18 protein-coding genes and 3 pseudogenes are annotated in these 20944 nt (G+C 69.5%); 11 read left to right on the forward strand and 10 right to left on the reverse strand.

All coding sequences use genetic code 11. From position 1 onward, the window contains the following. Positions 1-91: 91 nt before the first annotated feature. Positions 92-967, reverse strand: coding sequence for an SDR family NAD(P)-dependent oxidoreductase (locus tag ACZ7L4_RS40865; RefSeq protein ID WP_472110144.1), 876 nt, complete (start codon positions 965-967; stop codon positions 92-94). 336 nt (positions 968-1303) lie between these two features. On the opposite strand from ACZ7L4_RS40865, the gene ACZ7L4_RS40870 reads away from it, so the two are divergent. The 6 genes and pseudogenes from ACZ7L4_RS40870 to ACZ7L4_RS40895 all read left to right on the forward strand — a co-directional run bounded on the left by ACZ7L4_RS40870 (position 1304) and on the right by ACZ7L4_RS40895 (position 6905). Continuing rightward, positions 1304-2293 carry an alpha/beta hydrolase gene (locus ACZ7L4_RS40870; protein WP_472110145.1) on the forward strand — a complete coding sequence of 330 codons (990 nt, stop codon included), beginning with the start codon at positions 1304-1306 and terminating at the stop codon, positions 2291-2293. A 72-nt stretch (positions 2294-2365) separates the two neighbouring features. Further along, positions 2366-3418, forward strand: a complete 1053-nt coding sequence (locus ACZ7L4_RS40875) for an alcohol dehydrogenase catalytic domain-containing protein (protein ID WP_472110146.1) — start codon at positions 2366-2368, stop codon at positions 3416-3418. A gap of 127 nt (positions 3419-3545) precedes the next feature. Continuing rightward, entirely contained in the window at positions 3546-4574 is a 1029-nt protein-coding gene (locus ACZ7L4_RS40880; RefSeq protein WP_472110147.1) for a hypothetical protein, read from the forward strand. Between the two features lie 933 nt (positions 4575-5507). Further along, positions 5508-5918, forward strand: coding sequence for an ATP-binding protein (locus ACZ7L4_RS40885; RefSeq protein WP_472110148.1), 411 nt, complete (start codon positions 5508-5510; stop codon positions 5916-5918). A 32-nt stretch (positions 5919-5950) separates the two neighbouring features. Continuing rightward, positions 5951-6556: pseudogene (locus tag ACZ7L4_RS40890) on the forward strand (hypothetical protein); the annotation flags it as partial. A 10-nt stretch (positions 6557-6566) separates the two neighbouring features. Then, positions 6567-6905, forward strand: coding sequence for an ANTAR domain-containing protein (locus ACZ7L4_RS40895; RefSeq protein WP_472110149.1), 339 nt, complete (start codon positions 6567-6569; stop codon positions 6903-6905). Between the two features lie 613 nt (positions 6906-7518). On the opposite strand, the gene ACZ7L4_RS40900 is transcribed toward ACZ7L4_RS40895, so the two are convergent. Both ACZ7L4_RS40900 and ACZ7L4_RS40905 read right to left on the reverse strand, forming a co-directional pair. Beyond that, positions 7519-7740 carry a hypothetical protein gene (locus ACZ7L4_RS40900; RefSeq protein ID WP_472110150.1) on the reverse strand — a complete coding sequence of 74 codons (222 nt, stop codon included), beginning with the start codon at positions 7738-7740 and terminating at the stop codon, positions 7519-7521. Positions 7741-8168: 428 nt separating this feature from the next. Beyond that, positions 8169-8321 (reverse strand): hypothetical protein, encoded by a 153-nt coding sequence (locus ACZ7L4_RS40905; protein ID WP_472110151.1) that lies wholly within the window; start codon positions 8319-8321, stop codon positions 8169-8171. A 262-nt stretch (positions 8322-8583) separates the two neighbouring features. Between ACZ7L4_RS40905 and ACZ7L4_RS40910 the strand changes: the two genes are divergently transcribed. The 3 genes and pseudogenes from ACZ7L4_RS40910 (at position 8584) to ACZ7L4_RS40920 (ending at position 11507) form a co-directional block, all read left to right on the forward strand. Beyond that, positions 8584-9225 (forward strand): hypothetical protein, encoded by a 642-nt coding sequence (locus ACZ7L4_RS40910; RefSeq protein WP_472110152.1) that lies wholly within the window; start codon positions 8584-8586, stop codon positions 9223-9225. A 165-nt stretch (positions 9226-9390) separates the two neighbouring features. Next, a pseudogene (locus ACZ7L4_RS40915) lies at positions 9391-9654 on the forward strand (ATP-binding protein); the annotation flags it as partial. 1649 nt (positions 9655-11303) lie between these two features. Then, positions 11304-11507 (forward strand): cold-shock protein, encoded by a 204-nt coding sequence (locus tag ACZ7L4_RS40920; protein ID WP_472110153.1) that lies wholly within the window; start codon positions 11304-11306, stop codon positions 11505-11507. A gap of 205 nt (positions 11508-11712) precedes the next feature. On the opposite strand, the gene ACZ7L4_RS40925 is transcribed toward ACZ7L4_RS40920, so the two are convergent. After that, a complete protein-coding gene (locus tag ACZ7L4_RS40925; RefSeq protein WP_472110270.1) occupies positions 11713-12156 on the reverse strand; it encodes a hypothetical protein in 444 nt (147 codons plus the stop codon). A gap of 241 nt (positions 12157-12397) precedes the next feature. After that, positions 12398-12991 (reverse strand): annotated as a pseudogene (locus tag ACZ7L4_RS40930) (DNA polymerase III subunit alpha); the annotation flags it as partial. A 90-nt stretch (positions 12992-13081) separates the two neighbouring features. On the opposite strand from ACZ7L4_RS40930, the gene ACZ7L4_RS40935 reads away from it, so the two are divergent. Continuing rightward, complete coding sequence (locus ACZ7L4_RS40935; RefSeq protein WP_472110154.1) at positions 13082-14023, forward strand: hypothetical protein; 942 nt, start codon at positions 13082-13084, stop codon at positions 14021-14023. 1107 nt (positions 14024-15130) lie between these two features. Here ACZ7L4_RS40935 and ACZ7L4_RS40940 read toward each other — a convergent pair. The 4 genes from ACZ7L4_RS40940 to ACZ7L4_RS40955 all read right to left on the reverse strand — a co-directional run bounded on the left by ACZ7L4_RS40940 (position 15131) and on the right by ACZ7L4_RS40955 (position 18178). Next, positions 15131-15766, reverse strand: a complete 636-nt coding sequence (locus ACZ7L4_RS40940) for a response regulator (RefSeq protein WP_472110265.1) — start codon at positions 15764-15766, stop codon at positions 15131-15133. Further along, positions 15766-16953 (reverse strand): sensor histidine kinase, encoded by a 1188-nt coding sequence (locus ACZ7L4_RS40945; protein ID WP_472110155.1) that lies wholly within the window; start codon positions 16951-16953, stop codon positions 15766-15768. The genes ACZ7L4_RS40940 and ACZ7L4_RS40945 overlap by 1 nt, the downstream gene beginning before the upstream one ends. 89 nt (positions 16954-17042) lie before the next feature. After that, positions 17043-17705: a DedA family protein gene (locus tag ACZ7L4_RS40950; protein ID WP_472110156.1), complete on the reverse strand. Its 663-nt coding sequence runs from the start codon at positions 17703-17705 to the stop codon at positions 17043-17045. A 311-nt stretch (positions 17706-18016) separates the two neighbouring features. Beyond that, entirely contained in the window at positions 18017-18178 is a 162-nt protein-coding gene (locus ACZ7L4_RS40955; protein WP_472110157.1) for a hypothetical protein, read from the reverse strand. Positions 18179-18666: 488 nt separating this feature from the next. Here ACZ7L4_RS40955 and ACZ7L4_RS40960 point away from each other — a divergent pair, with 488 nt between their 5' ends. After that, positions 18667-19287 carry a DUF4333 domain-containing protein gene (locus ACZ7L4_RS40960; protein WP_472110158.1) on the forward strand — a complete coding sequence of 207 codons (621 nt, stop codon included), beginning with the start codon at positions 18667-18669 and terminating at the stop codon, positions 19285-19287. Between the two features lie 104 nt (positions 19288-19391). On the opposite strand, the gene ACZ7L4_RS40965 is transcribed toward ACZ7L4_RS40960, so the two are convergent. Then, positions 19392-20906 (reverse strand): amino acid permease, encoded by a 1515-nt coding sequence (locus tag ACZ7L4_RS40965; RefSeq protein WP_472110159.1) that lies wholly within the window; start codon positions 20904-20906, stop codon positions 19392-19394. Between the last annotated feature and the right edge of the window lie 38 nt (positions 20907-20944).

Below are 20944 nucleotides of genomic sequence, written 5' to 3' on the forward strand. Positions count from 1 at the left end.
ACACCGAACGCCGATGTCATGCATGTCTGCGAGACCGGCGACCGGCACGACGGTCGGGTGTTCTCCGACGAGGTACCGGGCGACGGCCCAGCTAGGACGCGACCGGGTTCTCCCCCTCCACCAGCATCCGGGCCGCCGCGTCCGATCCGTGGCGGCCATCGAAGTCACGGAACGCTTGCTCGATCTCGCCGTGCACGCGGGCGACGAGCGGCTCGAAGTCCCGGTGGGTGACGATCAGGAACTGGCGGTCGCACAGGGCCTCGACGACCTGTTCGCCGACCCGGTCCGGGTCCGCGCCCTGTGCCAGCATCGCGTTGTTGGCCTCGGCGAGGTCCCTGCGCACGGCCCGGCCGAGCAGCTTCGCCTCGCTCTCGGCGGCCGTGGTGGTGATCCTGGTGGCGACCGTGCCCGGGGTGAGGACGGACACGGAGATTTCCGTGCCCTTGAGCTCCTCCCGCAGCGCCATGGAGAAGCCGACGCACGCGAACTTCGACGAGGCGTAGGCGCCCACGCCGGCCATCGGGACGAGCCCCGCCATCGACGCGGTGTTCATGACGTGCGCGCGACCGCCGCGCCGCTTGAAGCGCGGCAGGAACGTCGCCGTCCCGAGGAACGGGCCCTCGGTGTTGATCGCGAACACCCAGCGCCACACCTCGACCGGCGTCCTGTCGATCGTCCCGCCCCCGTTCACGCCCGCGTTGTTGCACAGGATCGAGATCGGCCCGAGCGCCTCCTCGGCACGGTCGGCCGCGTCCGCCCAGCTGTCGGCATCGCTCACGTCGAGTCGCAGCGCCGTCACCGTGCCGCCCGCGTCGGTCAACTCCTGGGCCACGACGGCGAGTCGGTCCTCGTCGATGTCGGCGAGTGCCACCTTCGCTCCCGCGGCGACGAGCGCCCGGCTGACACCGAGACCGATCCCCGATGCCGCACCGGTGACGAACGCTGCTTCTCCTGCCGGCCAGTTCATGCTTTGTCTCCTCCGGTGTGCGCCGCCGCGCGGGTCCGCGGCGGACTGCGCCCACGGTGCGTGGGCCGTGCGATGTGCCGACACCGACGTTCGCGGCGGATGTCGGCCGTTCGACCCGCCATGTACGCGCCGCACGCCCTGCCCGTCCCCGGGCGCGCGATTGGCGGGTGAACTCCCCGCCGACCGCCCTGCTTGTCGGTACCGCCGGCCCCCGGCCACCTTCGACCATGGCCCAGACCGGTCACGCACCACGACGGATACGCACCACGACAGACACGCACCACGACCGGTACGCGTCACGGCAGACACGCCTCACGACAGACACGAGGGAGACCCATGTCCCAGCACGTACGGCCGCCGTTCGATCCCGAGGTCGAGGCGGTCCTGACCGTCCTGGCCGAACAGCTTCCGGCGGTGACGGCCGAGACGATTCCGGCACTGCGGCAGGCCACCCTGCCCGTCATCTCCGACGGGACCCTGAACGCCGCCGGGGTCACCCGCCGGGACGTGACCGTCCCCGGCCACCAGGGCGCCGACCTCGTCGCCACCGTGCTCGCCAGGTCCGATCGCACGGGCACGGCCACGGGTCCCGGCATCTATCACATCCACGGCGGCGGGATGATCGCCGGCCAGCGCATGATCGGGGTGGAGCAGATACTCCCCTGGATCGTGGAGCACGACGCCGTGGCCGTGACCGTGGAGTACCGGCTCGCACCCGAGTTCCCCGACCCGTACCCGGTCGAGGACTGCTACGCGGGGCTGCTGTGGACCGCCGAGCACGCCGCGGAACTCGGCATCGACCCCACCCGTCTGCTCATCGCCGGCGCCAGTGCCGGAGGCGGTCTCGCCGCGGGCACCGCGCTCCTGGCCCGCGACCGGGGCGGGCCCTCGCTCGCCGGGCAGGTCCTGATCTGCCCGATGCTCGACGACCGGGACCGGACCGTCTCCAGCGCCCAGTACGAGGACGGAGGCACCTGGGTACGGGGGAGCAACCGGACCGGATGGAACGCGCTGCTCGGCGACCGGCGCGGCACCGACGACGTATCGGTCTACGCCGCGCCCGCGCGAGCCACCGATCTGTCGGGGCTTCCCCCGGCGTTCATCGACTGCGGTTCCGCCGAGCTCTTCCGGGACGAGGACGTCGCGTACGCGTCCGCGCTCTGGCACTCCGGCGTGCAGGCCGAACTGCACGTCTGGCCGGGCGGATACCACGGGTTCGACATGCTCGCGCCGCACACCGGCATCGCGCGGGCGGCGATCACCGCCCGGAACGAGTGGGTGGCCCGCACCCTCGACACCCGCCCTCCGGGCACCGGCGGGCGGTAGGCGGCACCAACAGCGACCGGCACAGCCGGTGACCCGGAAGAAGAAACGGAAGAGGAAGAAGGAGTCTGAAGGATGAAGGCAGCACGGTTCCACGCCAAGGAGGACATCCGCGTGGAGGAGGTGGCGGAGCCCGGTCCGGGCCCGGGGCAGGTGAAGCTCCGCAATGCCTACGCCGGCATCTGCGGCTCCGATCTTCACCTCTACTTCTATCCCGAGTCGATGCCGTTCGACATGCACCACCCGCATCCGCTGACCGGGGCGATGGTGCCGCAGATCGTCGGTCACGAGTTCGCGGGCACCGTCGTCGAGGTCGGCGACGGCGTGACGGACGTACAGGTGGGCGACCGATGTGCCGTCTTCCCGCACCAGGTCTCGTGCGGCAAGTGCACGGCCTGCCGCCGGGGCCGGCCCTTCATCTGCCCGCTGATGGCCGCGCTCGGGACGAACGTCGAGGGTGGCGGCCTGTCGCAGTACACCGTGTGCGACGCGAGGACGGCGCACGTCCTGCCGGACAACGTGGACCTGCGGATGGGCGCGCTCGTCGAGCCGATGGCGGTGGGCTGGCACGCGGTGGCCCGCAGCGGCGTCGAGGCCGGCGGCTCCGCGCTCGTGGCGGGCGCGGGACCGATCGGCATCGGCGCCTGGTTCGCGTTCAAGGCGCGCGGTGTGGAGCGGGTCCTGGTGTCCGAGCCGAACGCGGAGCGGCGCGGGGTACTGGCCGCGCTGGGCGCACACGTCGTCGACCCGGGGAACGAGGACGTGGCGGCCGCCGTCGCGGCGCTCACCGACGGCGCGGGGGTGGACGCGGCGGTGGACGCGGCGGGCGCGGGCGCCGCGTTCGACGCCGCCCTGGCGGCTCTGGTCCCGGGCGGCCGGTTGGTGGCCACGGCGCTGCACGAGCACCCTTCGGGCTTCGATCCCACCCAGCTGATGCTGCGCGAGACCGAGATCGTGGGCGCGGTCGGCTATCGACCCGAGGAGTTCGACGCGGTCATCGCGGCGATGGCCGACGGGTTCTACGACACCGCCGGCTGGGTGCAGGAGATGCCACTGGAGAAGGTCGTGGACGCCCTCCACGCACTGCGCGGCGGCACCGGCGGGAAGATCCTCCTGACCATCGACTGAGCCAGCCGTTCAGGAACGGTCCGGCAGGGGCGGCATGCGGGCTCCGGCCGGACCGTGGTGTTCCGGCGGCGCTCGCGGCCCGGAACACGCGGGTCGTAGGCTGGTCTCCACACGCCGGGGAGAGAACATGCAGGAACTCGTCGGGCGCCTCACCGCCCTCGATCCCAGGGCAAGCGAAACCCTGAAGATCGTCACCTACTTCGACACGCTCGTCGTCGCGGGGGCGGGCCTCGACGGGCTGCTGCGCGGCGCCGCCGCGCTCTCCGGAGTGGTGGCCGGGGCCGAGCGGCGCGGGCGGGTCGGCCGCCGCGCCCCCGACGGCGGGAAGCCCCCGGCGTCCCCGCCGGCCGCGGAGTGCCCGCGCTCGCCGCGGCGCACGTTCTCGGCGGGATCCGTATGGCTGGAGCGCGACGGCGAGCCCCATGCCAACGACGAAATGATCGTGGAACGGCTGGCGCTGGCCCTGGAGCTGATCGAGTCCCGGTACGACCCGGTCGGCGCGCTGGAGACCGCGATCGATCCGGCGCGCTCCCCCGACGAGCGCACGACGGCTCTGGCCCGGCTGCGACTCACGCCCGGCGCCCGCGTCCGGATCATCGCGTCCGCGCCGGACACGCAGCCAGGCGACGCGCCCTCGACCGTCGTACCGACCCGCGACGGTCTTCTGCGGGCCACCCTGGGCACCGCCACCACCGAGCCGCCGTCGGCCGCGGCGGGACTGGGGACGTGGGTACGGGCCGACCACGCGCCCGAGTCGTGGGACGCGGCGATGATCGCGCTGCGTCTCACCGAACCCTCCATGCCGGTCGTCGACGCCGGCGACCTGGGCACGCTGCTGATGCTGGCCCGGGCACACGACCCGCAGGCGCCCCACGAGGACGTCCGGGCCCTGATGCGTCTGAACGCCCGCTCGGCCCTGGTCCTGCGCACCCTCGTCGAGTCCGACAGCATCCGCTCGGCAGCCGCCGCCCTCGGCATGCACCACTCCACACTGCACGCCCGCCACGAGACCCTGACCCGCGACCTCGGCTACGACCCGCGCACCTCGACCGGCCGCATCAGGTACGGCGCGGCGGAGTTCCTGCGCCGCCTCACGGATGAACGGGCCGGCGATCCCGTATCGACGCACACACCTGACGGACACGGCACGTCGTAAGACGCCTTGCCTCACCGCATGTTCGAGGGGATGGCGATCGAGTCAGGCAACCGGCGCCCCGGCACGTTGACGTCGGACCAGGTGATTTGGTGGCTTGAATCGGTGAACGGCGCCCCGGTCAGGCCGGGTTCGCGCCGCCGCGCACGCGCAGGTGCCGGCGCTTCGTCGAGGCGAGGGCCGGTATACACGTCGAGTCCCCGGCGACCTGGACCAGACGTACGTCACCCGTGTCGACGCCCCCAAGGACCAACGGTCGGTGACCCCGTCGACCGTGGTCGCGGGGCTGCCCTCGCGCACGTTCCCGGCAGCGAGGTGGGCCGGGACATCGGCTACTCGGCGGCCTGGTCCGCGCAGGGCGTGATGACTGCGGTGGGGGACAGCGCTGCCACTGCGAGGCGAACAGAAAAACGCATGTGAGGGGTTCTCCGCTCGAACAGGGGCCCGAACACGGGCCGTGCGATGACCCACTCTTGTCCAGGCCCGCCCCCAGACCGCCCACGCCGGGCCCGGCGGTCACCGGAACAGCCGGGCTGAATCTTCGAAAGTGCCGCACCCGGGCCCTGGGCACAGAGCGGCGACACCCGGTTGGGGAAACTCCCGCATCCCTACACGACGCGCTGTGCGTCACTGAGCCATCCACCGGAAGCCAGCATGAGGTGGCGAATCTGCTCGTTGAGCTCGTCAACGGACCGCGTACCACCAGGAGGTTGAGTGGCGGACATGTGCAGAATCCTATCGGAACCCGTGAAGTCGTGGCCATGGCGCGACGGAAGGCGCACATGCCGCCGCCCCGCCTGGCCGTCCCGGGGCCCTGCGGCCCCGGTTGACGATCACTTCGGGCGGGCAAGAAGGAAGAACAGAACCGGCCCGCACCCTCCCGTGGCCCCGGCATTCAGGGAGGCGGCCGGGACCCATGAGGGGAAGTGAACCGCCATGCGTGCCCCGCAGCACGCCATCCGCGCCCAGTACTCCCTGCCCCCGACGGCCTCGGCCGCCGGCCGGGCCCGGCGACTGGCCCACGCGTTCCTGACCCGGCCGCGACGCCGTCACACGCCCGTCACCCCCGAGCACCTGGGCGATGCCGCACTGATCGTGTCCGAACTGGTGGCCAACGCCGTCGAACACGGCCACGGCAGCTGCCGACTGCGGCTGACCGTCACCGGTCGTCAGGTCACCATCGAGGTCCAGGACGACAACCCCGCGCCCCCACGTCTTCGTCCAGCAGGCCGGCAGTCGGAGAGCGGGCGCGGCATGGTCATCGTGCGTGCTCTCACCCAGCACCTCGAGGTCCTACGCGACGGACACGGCAGCGGCAAGACAGTCCGGGCAGTACTGGCTGACTGATCCTCCCGCCCAACTCCATGCTTCCCCAGCGCATGCGTGGGGTACCCAGGTACCCACGTCCTGGAGCAAAGCGATGGCATAACGTTTCCCGGGCGGAGGGCGTCGGCTGCTTCCCGGGCGGTAGCCGACCTCTGGCCGCCCGTGCGCGGCGGTCGCCACACATATCCAAGCCGTGGTCGCGGACCGCATCGGCGCGTGCGAAACCACCATCCGCGGCAGGAAGGTGGAAGGAGGAACCTGTTGTGGAGGGGCAACAGGACGATGCAGAGGACGGGAAAGGACTCATCCAGCGGGCAGCTGAGGCGGTGACCAGCGCACCGTCCGGACAGCTGGCGGAGCAGTTGTGCCGCTTGTTCCAAACAGGGCTGGGCGCCGACGGGGCAGCGCTGGTGCTGCGCCCGCACACCGAACACGCCCTGCTCCTGCACGCCTCCGACAGCGCCGCGGTGGCGGAACAGGCCCAGTTCACGCTCGGCGACGGGCCCACGATCACCGCCTCGGCCTGCAGACACACGGTCCTCATCGAAGACCTCGCGGACACCAGCTGGCCGCTCAGCATCTGCCTGCACACCCAACTCCCGCAGGTGCGCAGCGTGCTCGCGCTGCCGCTGAATCTGCAGGAACTGCAGCTCGGCGTTCTCACCCTGTATGCGGCCCGCCCGCACGCGTTCACCCCGCTGCAGGCCCAGTACGCCCAGTGCACTGGTCACGGTGGCGCCGCTGGCCGAAGCGCTCGACCAACTCCTCGACGACTGGGAACGGCTGGCACCGGGCACGGCCTACCCCTGGCGCGTCACCCAGCAGGCCATTGGCTACCTCACGGAGCATCACGGATGCAGCCAGACCGACGCCCTGGCCCTCCTGCGCGCCCGCGCCTTCACCCAGAACAGGCCGATCGACCACATCGCCGCCGCCCTGCTCGCCTCCCACAACCGAGGCAGCGACGGACAGGACCCGGGACCTCCACTCGACGCACCGACGCAGTAGGCACGGTTCGCCAGCTCGAAGGCCAGGCCCACCCGAGCACAACCAGCACGCGGGCGCTCCAGTTTGGGCACCGCGCGCCCCTGTCGGATTGCGCGTTCAGTTCGTCCGAGGCTCCTTCGACCACGTGCCGAGGTGAGGGCTGCCGGCCGGTGCCGATAGAGCGGATGCCGCCCTCTTCGTGAGCCATTCCGGTCTCCCGGCCGATGGGGTGGCGCCGGCTCGAGGCCGTGTGCCATCCCCACCGCTCGTTCCACACCAGCGCCAGCATCGGCGCGTTGGGGGCAAGGAGCACGGCGGCGGCCACCACGTCGCCGGGCGCGTGCACCATCTCGACGGCCCGCCGCTCCGCAAGGCACTCCTGGGCGAGCGCGTCCGCGACGTCCTGGACGTACGGGCGCAGCCGCCGGCCGCGCAGCACGGTCCGCGCATACGCGATGGCAGCCCCGCCGCACCGCGACCGGGTACCCCAGGCGCTCCGCGGCCTGCGAGGTGGCCGGCTTCTCCCGGTAGGCCCGCAGAACGCCGCGCGGGCAGTGCTCGTTCTCGTCGACTTCGGGCAGGTCGGGTTGTTCTGGACGCAGTGCGTCGAGCACGGCGCATGGCGACGTCACGATCATGGAGAGCGCCCAGGTAGCGGGCGTATGCGTCCCGGCGATGCGCCTCCGGCGACCGCGCCGAACAGGTTCGACATGGCGCCGAGGTCGCCCCGGGGGAAGAAACGGGCCTTCCACACCGTCTCGACCTCGACGAGGGTGCGGTCGAGCAGCGGCAGCCGCCATACCGGCAGTGCCCGCAGCCTGCGTCGGACCGCGTACCAGTGGAGCCAGACCTTCACGTGCTCGTCCCTTCTTCCTGCCATGCCCAGGGGGCGCAATGCCAACGGCCCCGGGGCGGTGATCAGTACCTCGCGGGCGGGCGGCCCGGACGTCGGCACGCCCACGCAGCGACCCGAGGCCCGCGCGCTTCACCTCATCGGCCCCAGCCGCGAAGGCCACCCGCGTTCACGGATGCTCACGGACCGCTCTTCGCCGCGCGCCTTCGCGTCGCCGGTCGGCGAGGTCATTGCACGAGGCGAGAGCACCGACCACGTCCAGGGTGACGACGTCCAAGACAAGAGAGCCCCAGGTGGCTTGCTTGTCGATACCGTTCGGATTCCCGCCGGGCGCATCAGGCCGGTCGGCGGCCGGGGTGCAAGTTCATGCTCGCGGGTTCCTTTCACGATGCGCCGCATCGGCTGCGGCAGACGGATGTATGCCGGTGCGGTCAGGCCAGCGGGCCGGCCAGTTGTTCGCCGAGGGTGCGGCCGGTGAGCTCGGCATTGCGCAGCCGGACGGCCGAGACCGGCTCGGTGGACACTTCGGCGTAGGTGTCGACGTCCGGCATCCGCAGCAGTCCGGCGTCCAGGTCCTCCACCACCAGGTCGAGGCCTTCGGCCGTGGGCAGCCCGGCCTCTCGGCTGGGGCTCCGGAGGGGGCAGGTTGACTCCGCCCGGTCGGGGCGGAGGCCCTGTCACGGACCGGACTTTCGTCCCGATCTGTCCGAAATCAAGGGGCTGTCACGCGTCTGTGATATTTCATACGGAACATCTTGATATGTCCCCCCTAGCTTCATGAGTACGCGGTCAACACGACGCGGAAGACGCAATCAACTCGCTCGACTCATGGAAAGGGGCCGGCGCATGCAGACCTCTCGTATTGCCCGCACGACTCTGGCATCCGCCGTTCTGGGCCTCGGCGCCGTGACCGCCGTCGCCGCCACCGCCGAAGCCGCTCCGCGGCCCGCTCAGCCCGCGGCCACCGTCTCCGCCGCCTCGCATGGCGACAAGGCCGGCCGTACGCAGACCCTGCCGCTCAGTGACGGCAGCACCGCGCACGTCACCAAGCTGGCGAACGGCACGTACCAGGCCTGGGTCACCAAGCACGGTGTGCGGATCGCGGCGCTCGACTCGGCACACAAGACTCAGCGCGTGCACGGTTACACCTACGTACTCAACCAGGCGAACGGCTTCGCCGGAGTGGTGCACCCTGGCGGCTGGCACAGCGAGCAGGATGTGCCGCAGCACTCGAAGAAGGACGCGCACCACAAGAAGCACGACCACAGGACGAAGCACCACAAGAACCAGAGCGGCAAGACACACGACGTGCGGCTCGCGGATGGTGCCGTCGCCCACGTCACCAAGCTGCCGAACGGTACGTACCAGGCCTGGGTCACCAAGCACGGTGTGCGGATCGCCGCCCTGGACGCCCACCACAGCACGGCCCGCGTCCACGGACACCACTACACACTGAACGCCCACACCGGAGCCGTACACGTGCGCTGATACAGCCGCCGGTCCTCGCCCTGCCCCTCTGCGACCACAGGGCAGGGCGAGAGCCGTGACACCTGCGACACGGATCCCGGGCTCAGTCGGACAGAAGGCCTCGCGCCAGTCGCATCAACAGGCCCGCGACCAGGGCCCGTCTGGACGGCCACCGGGACCGGGTAGATGAACTCGCGGCCGAGGGCGAGCAGCGGCACAGAGGCGGCGACCAGGGGGCATCGACGCAACGCGGTCGCCCACACACCCTGCGGAACGCCCATCCGTATCGACATCGGGGTCAACGACGGGTGCGCGAACCGGCAGGTCTCCGACGACGGCCCGGCCCTGCTCCCCGAACAACACCGGTGGGCCTTCAACCGCTTCTACCGCGCCGAGGCATCACGCAGCCGCGCCACAGGCGTCGGGGCAGGCCTGGGGCTGTCAATCGTTCACTCCCTCCACATGAGAGTTCCCCTTTCGACCGCATGGGCTGAGCCACTTCACCCTCGGCGCACCTCTATGGCAGGTGACGCACCGCGGCGAGTGCTCCCGCGTCAGGTCACCTCGGCTGCTTCGGTTCTGCGGTCAGAACCAGCCGTCGAACCGCTTCACGATTTCTTGCAGGGCGAGCCCGCCAGCCGACGCTCCCACGGCGTACGCGGCGCCGCGCAGTAGTTGGGCTACGAGCGTCCGCAAGTGGCGGCGTCCTCGACGGACCGCTTCGTTCTTCGGTGACGAGGCAGGGGTGGGGTGTTGGGCGGCGCCCCCGTAGACTCGGTCATGTCATCACCTGTCCTTGAATGGGTGGGTGGCACGAGAGAGCCCTGGGCCAGGTTGGGAAGCCGCGAGCAACAGGGCTCTCTTGTATACCCTGAACCTTACATTCGAAGGCCCGCGTCCAGAGTGCGCTCAGTAAGCGCGGTTAACGATTGCTAACTCCTGCGTTATTGAGGTTTCGCGACGCAACACGGCTTCGAATCTAAGGTTTCGCTGGGCGCCCAGGAGTGAACGGATCCCCACCGAACGACACCCACGCCCCGCTGCCATCCGAGAGCAGGACGCCCGACAGGGGGGCCTGCCCAACTTCTTTGCGAACTTTTGACCCCCGGTTGGAAGGTGAGGATCGAACTACGCCTGCAATGCGGGCAGTTGAGGATTTCCCGGCAGCCACCAGAGCGCTAAGCCGCGGCGTCTCCACGGTCCGCGGGCATCACGTCGGCAGCACCAACTCCGACCCGGATCGCGCAGCTTGGCGTCCGCGCCCGGGACATCGTTCGACTCCGGCCTGTGCGCCCGCACCTCGGCCGTTCCCGACTGGCTGGCCCGCCTGGAGGAACTCACACGGCGCCCGGTCGTGCTGACTCTCGCTCCTCTGTATATCCGCCCTGTACTACGTAAGAGGGACGAACAGCTGCGCCGACTTCGCCACGGGCTGTTTTCCACCAACCCGGTTGGCAGCGGCCTGGGCCCCGTCCTGTCCTCCGACGACGTGGATGAGCTGCGGGCACAGGGGCAGAGCATGCCGCATCGCTTCGGTCGGGCGCGCTCAGTGACCGACCGGCATGCCGTCCTCACCCTCGTCGGTGACATCACCGACCAGGCCGTGCCCCTTGAACGACCGGGTCGGGAGAGAAGCGTGCTGCCCCTGTCGATCGCCGCGCAGCACAACCCGCTCAGCACCCGGCAGGCCGTCGACCCCGTCTACTTCGCCGGCCCCCCTGAGCGGCGTTGCATCGGCCGGGACGCCGGCTTCGAAGACGCGGGGGACGCAATACTTCTACCCTTTTCTGGGCCCGGACGGTGTCCCGCACGCCAGCCGGAGCATCAGCTGGGCGTGGCGCTGTCGGCACGCAGCGAATGGCTTCACGAACTGAGCGGCGACGGTCGGCACGCCGCCCCGACAAAAAGTCTGCGCGAGACCGCCACAGGGGAAGTCGGTCCGTGTAGCGTCAAGATCAGCTGTCATGGTTCCGAAGTACCGGTCGCCCGTGAGCACGAATTCCGGGCGTTGCGCTGTTCCACGTCCCGAAGGACCAGGACGATCACCTCCGGTTCCCGCACGGTGCGGGAACCGTTATCGAGTCTCCTTGGAGGACGACATGGCTATCGGAACCGTGAAGTGGTTCAACGCGGAAAAGGGTTTCGGCTTCATCGAGCAGGACGGCGGAGGCCCCGACGTCTTCGCCCACTACTCCAACATCAACGCCTCCGGCTTCCGCGAGCTCCAGGAAGGCCAGAAGGTCAACTTCGACATCACCCAGGGCCAGAAGGGCCCGCAGGCGGAGAACATCACCCCCGCCTGAGCCCGCAGCTCCTCGACGCCCGCCCCGGGCTTGGCCGGGGCGGGCGTCGTGCGTCGAAGGGCCGCGTCATCGGCGTGTCAGCAGAGGGCACACGCCAGGACAGCCGACCGGCTGTGACGGTCCGCCGCGACCGCTCCAGGTTTACAGGCCTGCCGCCACGACTGGCGGCTGATGGCGGCTTAAGATCCGCTTTGTGGCGATCGAACTACCTGACGACTTGATTGAATTGCAGCGCGCGGCCGACGACGAGGGCCGCAAGCTCGAGCACCTCGATTCCGATGAACGTGAGAAGCAGCGCGAAGTCTGGTTCGAGGCCGCGGCGAAGGCCCAGGCTGCGGTCTCCACGTACGCGGTCAAGAACGGCCTCGACCGGTTCGACGTCGAGAAGCAGCTCCGTCAGGTCGCTCGGAACCCACAGGCTTCGCAGGAGTAGGCCACTCACGGAGCGGCCACTCCTGCCGCTGTCCCACTCCGTCAGGAGCAGGTGCGCGTCGGCGTGTTCCCCAAGCTGTGCCTGCAGTCCGGTGAACTTGCGGTCGGCCGTCTCCGGATCATTCCACCAGCCGTCCAGGATCCGTGCGCCGTCGCGTTCGAGAGCGACGTGGTAGCGGCCGGGCGGAGCTTCAGGCTCAGGTCGCTGTGTGGTCATCGTGATTCCTCGGGCGCGACGCGGTGGCGGCGGGGCGGATGGTCTGCGCGCCGAACCGGATGCGGGCCGCGTCGGCGACGGTTTCGAGGCGGCGGGCACGCTCGTCGTGGCCCTCGTCGAACAGCAGCTGGTGGTGGGCGTCTTCGTCTGGAGTGCGCTGGTCGGTGCGCAGGGTCCCTCTGGCGGACCCGGGCCCGCTGCAGTCCAGGCTGGCGTAGAGGGTGTAGACGAGCGCGCCGAGGGCGAGGGCGTGGCGGGCGACGTCGCCGGCGGCGCGGTCGCAGCCGGTCATCATGACGAGGATCGCGATGATCTGCTCGTGCCAGATCACGACGCCGTTGGTGTCGTCGAGGATCGGCACGAGGTCTCGGTGCGGGTAGTGCGGCGGGGCGCCGTGCCGGGCGGCGATGAAGCGGGCCGGCATGCCGCCCTTGACCGGGCCCGGCCGGAACAGGCTGATGTCGGCGATGATGTCCTGCAGATGCTTGGACTGCAGGCGTGACACCAGGTCCTGCTGACCGGGTGATTCGATCTGGAAGCACCCCAGCACGTCGGCGCGGCGGATCATCTCGAACGTCGCCGCATCGTCGAGGGGCACGTGGTCGGGGTTGTCGAGGTCGAGGTGGCGGCCGGTGGTGCGGCAGATCTCGTCGACGGCATGGGCCATGGACGACTGCATGAGCACGCCCAGGACGTCCAGCTTCAGCAGCCCGAGGTCCTCCACGTCCTCCTTGTCGGCCTGCACCATCGGGTAGGCGCCGTCCGGCGTGGGCTGGACAGGTAGCCGGCCCAGCAGCGACGCGTTGGAAACGATGACCCCGCAGGTGTGCCTGGCGACATCACCTGGTAGCCGTCCTCTGGCCAAGAACCCCGATCTCGGCTTTGACTTGCTCGAACACGGCAACGGCAGTGAAGGGACACGGACGTGCGCGCACGGGGCATCAACTACGACACAGGGTTCCTCCCAGGAGAAGAACTCTCCCGCAAGAGCTTCACCCCTGAGACGGTCCGGCACGATATGGCGGTGATCTCCAGAGATCTCCACTGTGACGCCGTTCGCATCTCGGGCCGAGAGCCTGAACGGTTGAGCATCGCTGCAAGGCACGCTGCAGACGCGGGCCTTGAGGTGTGGTTCGCCCCCTTTCCCGTGGACCTCCCCCGCGACCAGTTGCTCCCGTTCTTCGCCGACTGCGCCGCTCGGGCCGAAGCCGTGCGGGAGGCCGGCGCTGATGTGGTGTTCGTCGCCGGCTGCGAGATCAGCGCATTCTGCGGCGGTTTCCTCCCGGGCGACACCTACGGCGACCGTATGCGGGCCATGGCTGCCGCCGACATGGAGTGGTGGTCCTCCCTCGGACCGGTGCAAGAACGCCTCAACGACTTCCTCTCCCAGATCGCCGCGACCGTCCGTATGCACTTCGGCGGGCGGGTCACCTACGCATCGGCTCCCTGGGAGTTCGTCGACTGGGGTGCGTTCGACCTCGTCGGCATCGATGCCTATCGGGCCGCATACAACGCCGACAGCTTCCGTGACGAGCTGCGTGGGCATCTCGCCCACGGCAAGCCCGTCGCGGTGACCGAGTACGGAACCTGCGCGTACCGGGGCGCGGGAGAACGTGGCGGCATGGCCTGGCAGGTGCCGCTCGGCGCGGCCCCGGACGAAGACGAGCAGGCGCGCTACCTCACCGAATTGCTGGACATCTTCGAGGACGAAGGCGTGGACACCGCGCTCTGGTTCACCTTCGCCGGTTACAGCAGGCCCGGGGAGCAAGACCTTGGCTCCTACGGCGTCGTCAGGATGCTCGACGAGAAGCGCTGGGAACCGAAGAAGGTGTTCCACACAATGGCAGCCAGACACCAACGCGGCTGACGCACCACGACCTCCAGTCCTTAATAGCACCCGCTCTACAGCACCGGATCATCCGTCACACTGGCGCGCGGGGCGCCGGATGATCTACTGCTCAGCCTGCCGCCCCTAACCGGCATGAGCACCCCGAACGACCGTCACACCAGCCCTTTGACCTGCGGCTTCAAGTTGACGGAGGCTCAGTGGGGAGGGCATCGCGATGGTGGCGGTATCGCGGCGATGTCGACACGACGTACAGAATCAGCGCCGCGGCGCTGCACGCGCATCGCATCCGAAAGCCGTGGCAGCGGAGCCAGTTCGGATGCCGGACTGACATGTTCGGCTCTTCCGGTCGCCCAGCAGGTGCTGAACCTACGGCGCGACTTCGGCTCCCCCCGAATGGGGAAACACCCTTGCTCAGGATGAACGGTCGGGCCTTCGCGTGAACCGGCCGTCATGAATTAGGACGCTGCGCCGCCGCATGAGCACCACCGGCAAGGGCACTCGCATTGCGGGCCCCACCGTTTCTCCCCCGTCGCGGCGGGGCCTCGTCTGCGACACCGCACTGACGGGCGGCATCGCAGCCCCCATTACTTACCTGCGAGTAAGTCGTGTCAGGATGTCTCCAGAGGGCTCCGCCGTGCATCCCCCGTCGCGGCGGAGCTCTCTTGCGACGCAGGCCCAGGCACTGCCCCCTTCCGCAGGAGCCATCCGAGGAGGGCTGTTGTACCAAAGCTGCGCCGAGGAGGGTCGTTACCTGGCCGTGGCGATCCCATAGGCCCCGAGCACGACAGCTGTGACAGCGCAGAACGCCACGACTAGGCGGGCCGTCCAGTTGTCCTCCACGATGGCCATCTGAATCGTCCGCCAGAATTCGGTTCCCATAGCGCCTCCCTGGCATCGTGCGAGTTCGTCGTCCGATGACCAGTCGACTCACGTCGCACTGCGCCACAGCGCCTGGAAACGTCACACGCGGTGGAAAAGCTCGCTTCCAGTAGGCCAGGGCAGCCGGGCCATGTAGCAGGGGGCCGGGGGAGCGAAGCTGGGTCGTGCCCACGTAAGACGGCTGTCGGGCCACTGATGGCGACGCGCCGGGCGGCGGGGATGACCCGACGCCCGGCTCACCGCACGTCAGGACTCCAGGTACCGCAGTACGGCCAGGATCCGGCGGTTGTAGCCGGTGGCGTGGACGAGTTCGAGCTTGTCGAAGATCATGTTGAGGTTTTTCTCGACGGTGCTCATGGAGACGTTCAGTTTCTCCGAGATCGCCGCATTGGTGTGCCCCTGCGCCAGTGTCTCCAGGACGCTGCGCTCGCGAGGGGTCAGCCGGTTCAGCGGGTCGCTGTGTACCGTGCGGATCACCAGTTGCCGTACGACCTCCGGGTCGATGGCGGCGCCGCCCGCCGCGATCCGTTCCAGCGCGTCGAGGAACTCCTCCACTTGGGCGACCCGGTCCTTCAGCAGGTAGCCGACCCGCTCCGCGTTCGACGCGAGCAGCTGCGCGGCATAGTTGCGCTCCATGTGCTGGGACAGGACGAGCACCCCGACTCCGGGCCACCGCTTGCGGATCTCGAGCGCCGCCCGCAGCCCCTCGTCCGTGTGGGTGGGAGGCATCCGGATGTCCACGACGACGATGTCAGGCCGCAGCAACTCGATCTCCCGCAGGAGGGCGACGGCGTCGCCCACCGCGGCCAGGACCTCGTGCCCCTCCTCGCTGAGGAGGCGGACCAGTCCCTCCCGCAGCAGGGTTGAGTCCTCGGCCAGCATTACGCGCACGGCAGCTCCGCGGTGATCGTGGTGGGTCCCCCTGAGGGGCTGTGGACGTGCAGACGGCCGTCCAGGGCGCCGACCCGGCTGTGCAGCCCGGTCAGTCCGCTGCCCTCCGGCTTGGCGCCGCCGACGCCGTCGTCCTCGATCTGGACGACGACGACCGGTCCGTACTTGCGGACGCTCACCTGGATCTCTGTGGCGGCCGAGTGCTTGGCGGCGTTGGTCACCGCCTCCGACACGACGAAGTACGCGGCGGTCTCCACGGAGGCGGGCAGCGGCTCGGTGAGCGCGAAGTCGGTCCGGACGGGGATGGTGCACCGCTGCGACACCCCGGCGAGTGCCTCTTGGAGTCCCAGGTTGTCCAGCGCCGTCGGATACACCCGCCAGGCCACTTCCCGCAGTTCCGTCAGGACCTCCTGTGATTCCTTGTGGGCCTGCTCCAGCAGGCTGCGCGCCTGCTCAGGCGTGCGGCCGCCGCGGCGGGCCCGCCCGAGGAGCATGGCCAGCGCGACCAGGCGCTGCTGCACGCCGTCGTGCAGGTCTCGCTCGATGCGCCGCCGCTCGGTGTCGACCGCCTGGAGCACCGCCGCCCGGCTGGTGGCCAGTTCGTCGATTCGCTGCTGCAGCAGTTCGCGCTCCGAGAGCCCGAAGCACTCGCGGGCTAACCGCGCGTCGAGCGCCCCCAGCGAGAACAGGCCCTGCACGTCCAGAAAGAGAAGCACCCCGCCGAGCAGGACCTGCGTGACCAATTCCCAACCATCGAGAGTGCCCCGGGCCAGGCCCCCGACGAGCAGACCCGCGAGGACGGCGCCGAAGACGAGGAGGCCGAGCACCACGCCGGTGATCAGGCCCACGCAGGTACGGGCAGCCAGGTAGCGCAGGATCCCCTGGTCGAGCACCGGGCGAACGGGGAAGGAATCCCCGAAGAACACCGAGCGGCGCCACCGTTCGAGGGCCGCCAGCCGCCGGGCTCCGGAAGTGAGGACGACGAACGCCCAGCGCCGCGTACGCGGCCACAGCAGGAGCGGGCCAAGCGGGACACCAGCGACGACGAAGTACAGCAGTCCCAGCAGCCCGGTCAGGCACCCGAGGAAGACACCGACGGCGCGCAGGGGAAACGTCGGGGCGGGCTCGCCAACTGCCAGCGCGGTTCCGGACACCGTCGGAAGGGACCGGATGGTCATGTCCGCCCCCTCCCCCAGCACGCTCGCCGAGCGTAATGGGGCGGCGCAGCCGGGGCAAGATCGCTCCGTCCGGGTCGAGACTGGACCGGTCACGACGGACGGCGGTGCTGGGCGGTGCCGCGCGAGCGCAGCCGGACCACGATGTAGAAAGCCAAGGCGAGGGCCACCGCGGCCAGAACGGCCTTGCTGATCACACCGACGTAGTCGCCGACCTTGTCCCACTGATCGCCCAGCCAGTACCCCGACATGATGAGCACGGTGTTCCACATCAGCGTGCCCAGGCCGGTGAGGGCCAGGAAAGTCGGCAGGGGCAGGCGCTCCAGGCCGGCGGGCACGGAGATCAGGCTGCGAAAGATCGGCACCATGCGGCCGAGGAAGACAGCCTTGGTGCCGTGCTCGGCGAACCACTCCTCTGTCCGCTCCAGGTCGGAGGTCTTGACCAGGGGCAGCTTCGCCCAGATCGCGTACATCCGCTCGCGGCCGACCAGTGCGCCGATCCAGTAGAGGATCGCGGCACCCGCCACGGACCCGAGAGTGGTCCAGAAGAGGGCCGCGAACAGGCTGATGGCTCCCTGTCCGGCGGCGAAGCCGGTCAACGGCAGGATGATCTCGCTCGGCAGCGGCGGGAAGATGTTCTCCAGGGCGACAGCGAGGCCGGCACCGGGTGCGCCCATGGCGTCCACCAGGTCGGCGGCCCATCCCGCGATGCCGTCCGCGGGCTCTTGTGGCAGCGCGAGGGTGACGTGGTCCATTCGAAGTCTCCAGGTACGAAGCGCACGCCGCGGACAGGTGCCGCGATCCGTTGACCACGCTAGAAGTGTCAGCTCAGTGCCGGTATGCGGATAGCCGCCGAACTCGTACGGTTCCCCCTACCTCGGACCCTGAGGTTTTCCGCAGGGTCCGAGATGGGACGGGCAGGGGCGGCAGCAAAGTACCTGCGAGAAGGCGGTAGTTGTTCGGACCTGCCGCGCCCTCAATCAGGGACGCCTGGCCCGCCACACCACGGACCGCTCGTCCCTGGGACCGCCGCTCGACGTCTCCCCCCCGAGGCTGCTATATCGCGTCAAGCGGTTGAGGAGAGATCTTCACGGGCGAGCTCCGTGTCCGCCTCGGTGCGGAGCTGGTCGGCGTAGACATTCGCCAGTACGGCCTCGCCTTCCTGTTTCGCCTTGGCGCCCTCCCCCTTGCCCTTGCCCTTGGCGTGCGCACCCCTCGCTGCCAGCACACGGGACACCCCAAGGAGGAGGGCGCCCCCGAGGGCTGCCGCACCCGTCGCAGCGGTCGTGATGAAGCCCGGTTCGAGAGGCCCCATGTGGTTCGCACCGGCGCCGCTCATCCCTGCCCTGAACCCGAGCCCTGATTGTGGCGATCCGCGCCCCGCGCCAACTGGGGTACGCCACAGGGCACGCAACCCCCGTCGGTCAAGGAGTGTGGCAGGCTCATGATGATGACGGCGGCTGCGGAACCGTGCGGGGTCACGCTCGACGAAGCCTGCAGAGGATGGCTTGAGGAGTGGTTCGGGACTCCCCTGGGACCTCGGGCCGGTATGCGCGCTGACGGTGCGGCACGTCGGCGCCTACCTCGGCGCGGGCGAGCGGGACGTCACAGCCATCGGGAAGTCGTTGTAGGTCAAGATCGTGGCCGGAACCAGGGGGAAGGCTTTGCGCGTCCCGGAGCTTGACCTGAACTGTTTTTGACCCAAGAGGAGACCCCATGCAGCAGGCAACCAACCGACGGATCGCCGTGCGAGCAGCAGGGGCGCTGTTGGCGGTGGCGTTCGCGGCGGGTTGCTCGGCGAGCGTGGGTGCGAAGAACGTGAGCAAAGACGAGGTCGCGAAGCAGGCCTCGACGGCCCTGGGCAAGCAGATCGGCCGGGAGCCGGACAAGATCATCTGCGGGGACGACCTCAAGGCCGAGGTGGGCGCCACCGTGCGCTGCCAACTCACCGACGGCGGCCAGCGGATGGGCATGACGGTCACCGCGAAGTCGGTCGACGGCGACAAGGTCAACATGGACTTCAAGGTCGACGACGCCGCGGGCGCGGGCTCCTCCGCAAGTCCGGAGCCCACCGACGCGCCGAGCACCGGCACCGGTGGCGGGGCGGTCAGCAGCGTGGAGGTCGCCCGCCAGGGCAAGGCCGCCCTGACGGCGCAGGTCGGCAAGGCACCCGACTCCTTCACCTGCCCCGACGACCTCCCGGCCAAGGTGGGCGCCGTCGTCCACTGCCAACTGGCGTCGGAGGGCAAGCAGTACGGGGTGACGGTGACCGCGAAGTCGGTCGTCAACGGCCGGGTCAGCATGGGCTTCAAGGTGGACGACACCGCGACCGGCTGACCCCGGTCCGCCCCGCCCGCCCGACACATGCAGAACACGCCGCCGGGGAAGCCGACTGGCATCCGGCCTCCCCGGCGGCGCGCACCCACCCGGGGCACATCGGCCTACGCCGTCGTCGCCACCCCCTCCGCCTCCCCCTCGCGCAGCGACTGCGCGTTCTCCTCGGACCGCACCGGGGCCGACGGCGCCAGCTCGGCCGCGGCCTCCTCCGGGGACGTCTCCCGCAGGCGGCGCAGGTAGCGCTCGTACCAAAGGAGTGAGGCGCCGAGGAAGACGACGAGGCCGCCGACGTTGTAGGCCAGCGTCAGCCACAGCGCCTGGCCCTCGGGGAACGTAGACGCCACGAAGGCGACCGCGAACACCGCGAGGAGGAAGACGGACATGCCGAGGCCCACCGCCCGGGAACCGAACCGGAATTCGCGCACCGCGCCCTCGAAGCGGGCCCGCAGCATCAGGTAGGCGACCAGGATGAGGGCCGGCGGGAGCAGCGCCGTGGCGGCCGTCATGTTGGTGACGATCTTCAGCAGGTCGTCGATCGAGCTGCCCGCGCCGAGCGTCGGGATGAACAGCAGCGGCACGACGATCGCGAACTGGATCCAGGAGCCGACGACCGGCACCCCCTGGTCGTTGAGCGCCACGACACGCTTGCCGAAGACCTTGTCGGGGATCTCCGAGAAGAAGATCTTCACCGGTGCGGAGGTCCAGATCAGCAGGCCGCCCAGGGTGGCGACCAGCATGATGAGGCCCACGCCCCGCACCACCAGGTCGCCCGACAGGCCGAAGTGCCCGGCCGCCGACTGCATGGTCACGAAGATGCCGTTGCTGTACGAGACGCTGCTCTTCTTCACGAAGACACCCATCAGCCACGTGCCGACCGAGTAGAGCAGGCCGATCGCGATGCCCGACACGACGATCGTGCGCACGAAGGCGCGCACACCGCCCTTGAGGTCGTTCAGGTACACACCGATCGACTCGGCGCCGCCGACACCCTGGATGATCCACGCCAGCGTGCCGAGGAACGCCCACGCCGTGATGCCGGAGTCCGGGTCGAGGCGCATCCCGCCGGGCGACATGTCATTGGCCGGGGTGATGCCGCCGAGCAGCGCACCCACCCCCGCGACGACGAACAGCAGCGCCATGACCATCATCAGGGTCGACCCGAACGAGGTGACACTGCCGATCCAGCGGGCGCCCTTCGTCGACACGTAGGTGGCGATGAAGAAGATCACCACGGAGAGTACGGCGATGAGCCACGGCTGGATGGCCCACTCGTGGCCCAGGATCATGTAGCCCGCGTACACGAGCACGATCGGCAGCAGCGAGATGAAGTAGAAGAGGTTGACGAACCAGTAGCAGAACGCCGTGAAGAACGCCCAGCGGCCGCCGAGCGAGGACTTCACCCACTGGTAGACACCGGACTCCGAGCGGCGGTTGAGGCTCACCATCTCGGCGATGACGAGGGTGAAGGGCACGAAGTAGAGGATCGTGGCGATCAGGAAGATCGGGGCGGCGAGTGTGCCGATGGCGACGTAGTTGTTGACCACGTTGCGGAAGTTGAAGACGGCCGCGATGACCATGCTGAACAGGATCACCGCACCGATCGAACGGCGATTCGTCATTGAATGCTCCGTTGAAGTCGGGGAGGGTGGCGGGGCGG

This window comes from Streptomyces sp. NPDC107575 (genome assembly GCF_055657265.1).

Bases quoted from the DNA above. Each gene is read 5' to 3' on its own strand.
- ACZ7L4_RS40865 (WP_472110144.1), bottom strand. From the start codon at position 967: ATGAACTGGCCGGCAGGAGAAGCAGCGTTCGTCACCGGTGCGGCATCG.
- ACZ7L4_RS40870 (WP_472110145.1), top strand. From the start codon at position 1,304: ATGTCCCAGCACGTACGGCCGCCGTTCGATCCCGAGGTCGAGGCGGTC.
- ACZ7L4_RS40875 (WP_472110146.1), top strand. From the start codon at position 2,366: ATGAAGGCAGCACGGTTCCACGCCAAGGAGGACATCCGCGTGGAGGAG.
- ACZ7L4_RS40880 (WP_472110147.1), top strand. From the start codon at position 3,546: ATGCAGGAACTCGTCGGGCGCCTCACCGCCCTCGATCCCAGGGCAAGC.
- ACZ7L4_RS40885 (WP_472110148.1), top strand. From the start codon at position 5,508: ATGCGTGCCCCGCAGCACGCCATCCGCGCCCAGTACTCCCTGCCCCCG.
- ACZ7L4_RS40895 (WP_472110149.1), top strand. From the start codon at position 6,567: ATGCGGCCCGCCCGCACGCGTTCACCCCGCTGCAGGCCCAGTACGCCC.
- ACZ7L4_RS40910 (WP_472110152.1), top strand. From the start codon at position 8,584: ATGCAGACCTCTCGTATTGCCCGCACGACTCTGGCATCCGCCGTTCTG.
- ACZ7L4_RS40920 (WP_472110153.1), top strand. From the start codon at position 11,304: ATGGCTATCGGAACCGTGAAGTGGTTCAACGCGGAAAAGGGTTTCGGC.
- ACZ7L4_RS40925 (WP_472110270.1), bottom strand. From the start codon at position 12,156: ATGACCACACAGCGACCTGAGCCTGAAGCTCCGCCCGGCCGCTACCAC.
- ACZ7L4_RS40940 (WP_472110265.1), bottom strand. From the start codon at position 15,766: ATGCTGGCCGAGGACTCAACCCTGCTGCGGGAGGGACTGGTCCGCCTC.
- ACZ7L4_RS40945 (WP_472110155.1), bottom strand. From the start codon at position 16,953: ATGACCATCCGGTCCCTTCCGACGGTGTCCGGAACCGCGCTGGCAGTT.
- ACZ7L4_RS40950 (WP_472110156.1), bottom strand. From the start codon at position 17,705: ATGGACCACGTCACCCTCGCGCTGCCACAAGAGCCCGCGGACGGCATC.
- ACZ7L4_RS40960 (WP_472110158.1), top strand. From the start codon at position 18,667: ATGCAGCAGGCAACCAACCGACGGATCGCCGTGCGAGCAGCAGGGGCG.
- ACZ7L4_RS40965 (WP_472110159.1), bottom strand. From the start codon at position 20,906: ATGACGAATCGCCGTTCGATCGGTGCGGTGATCCTGTTCAGCATGGTC.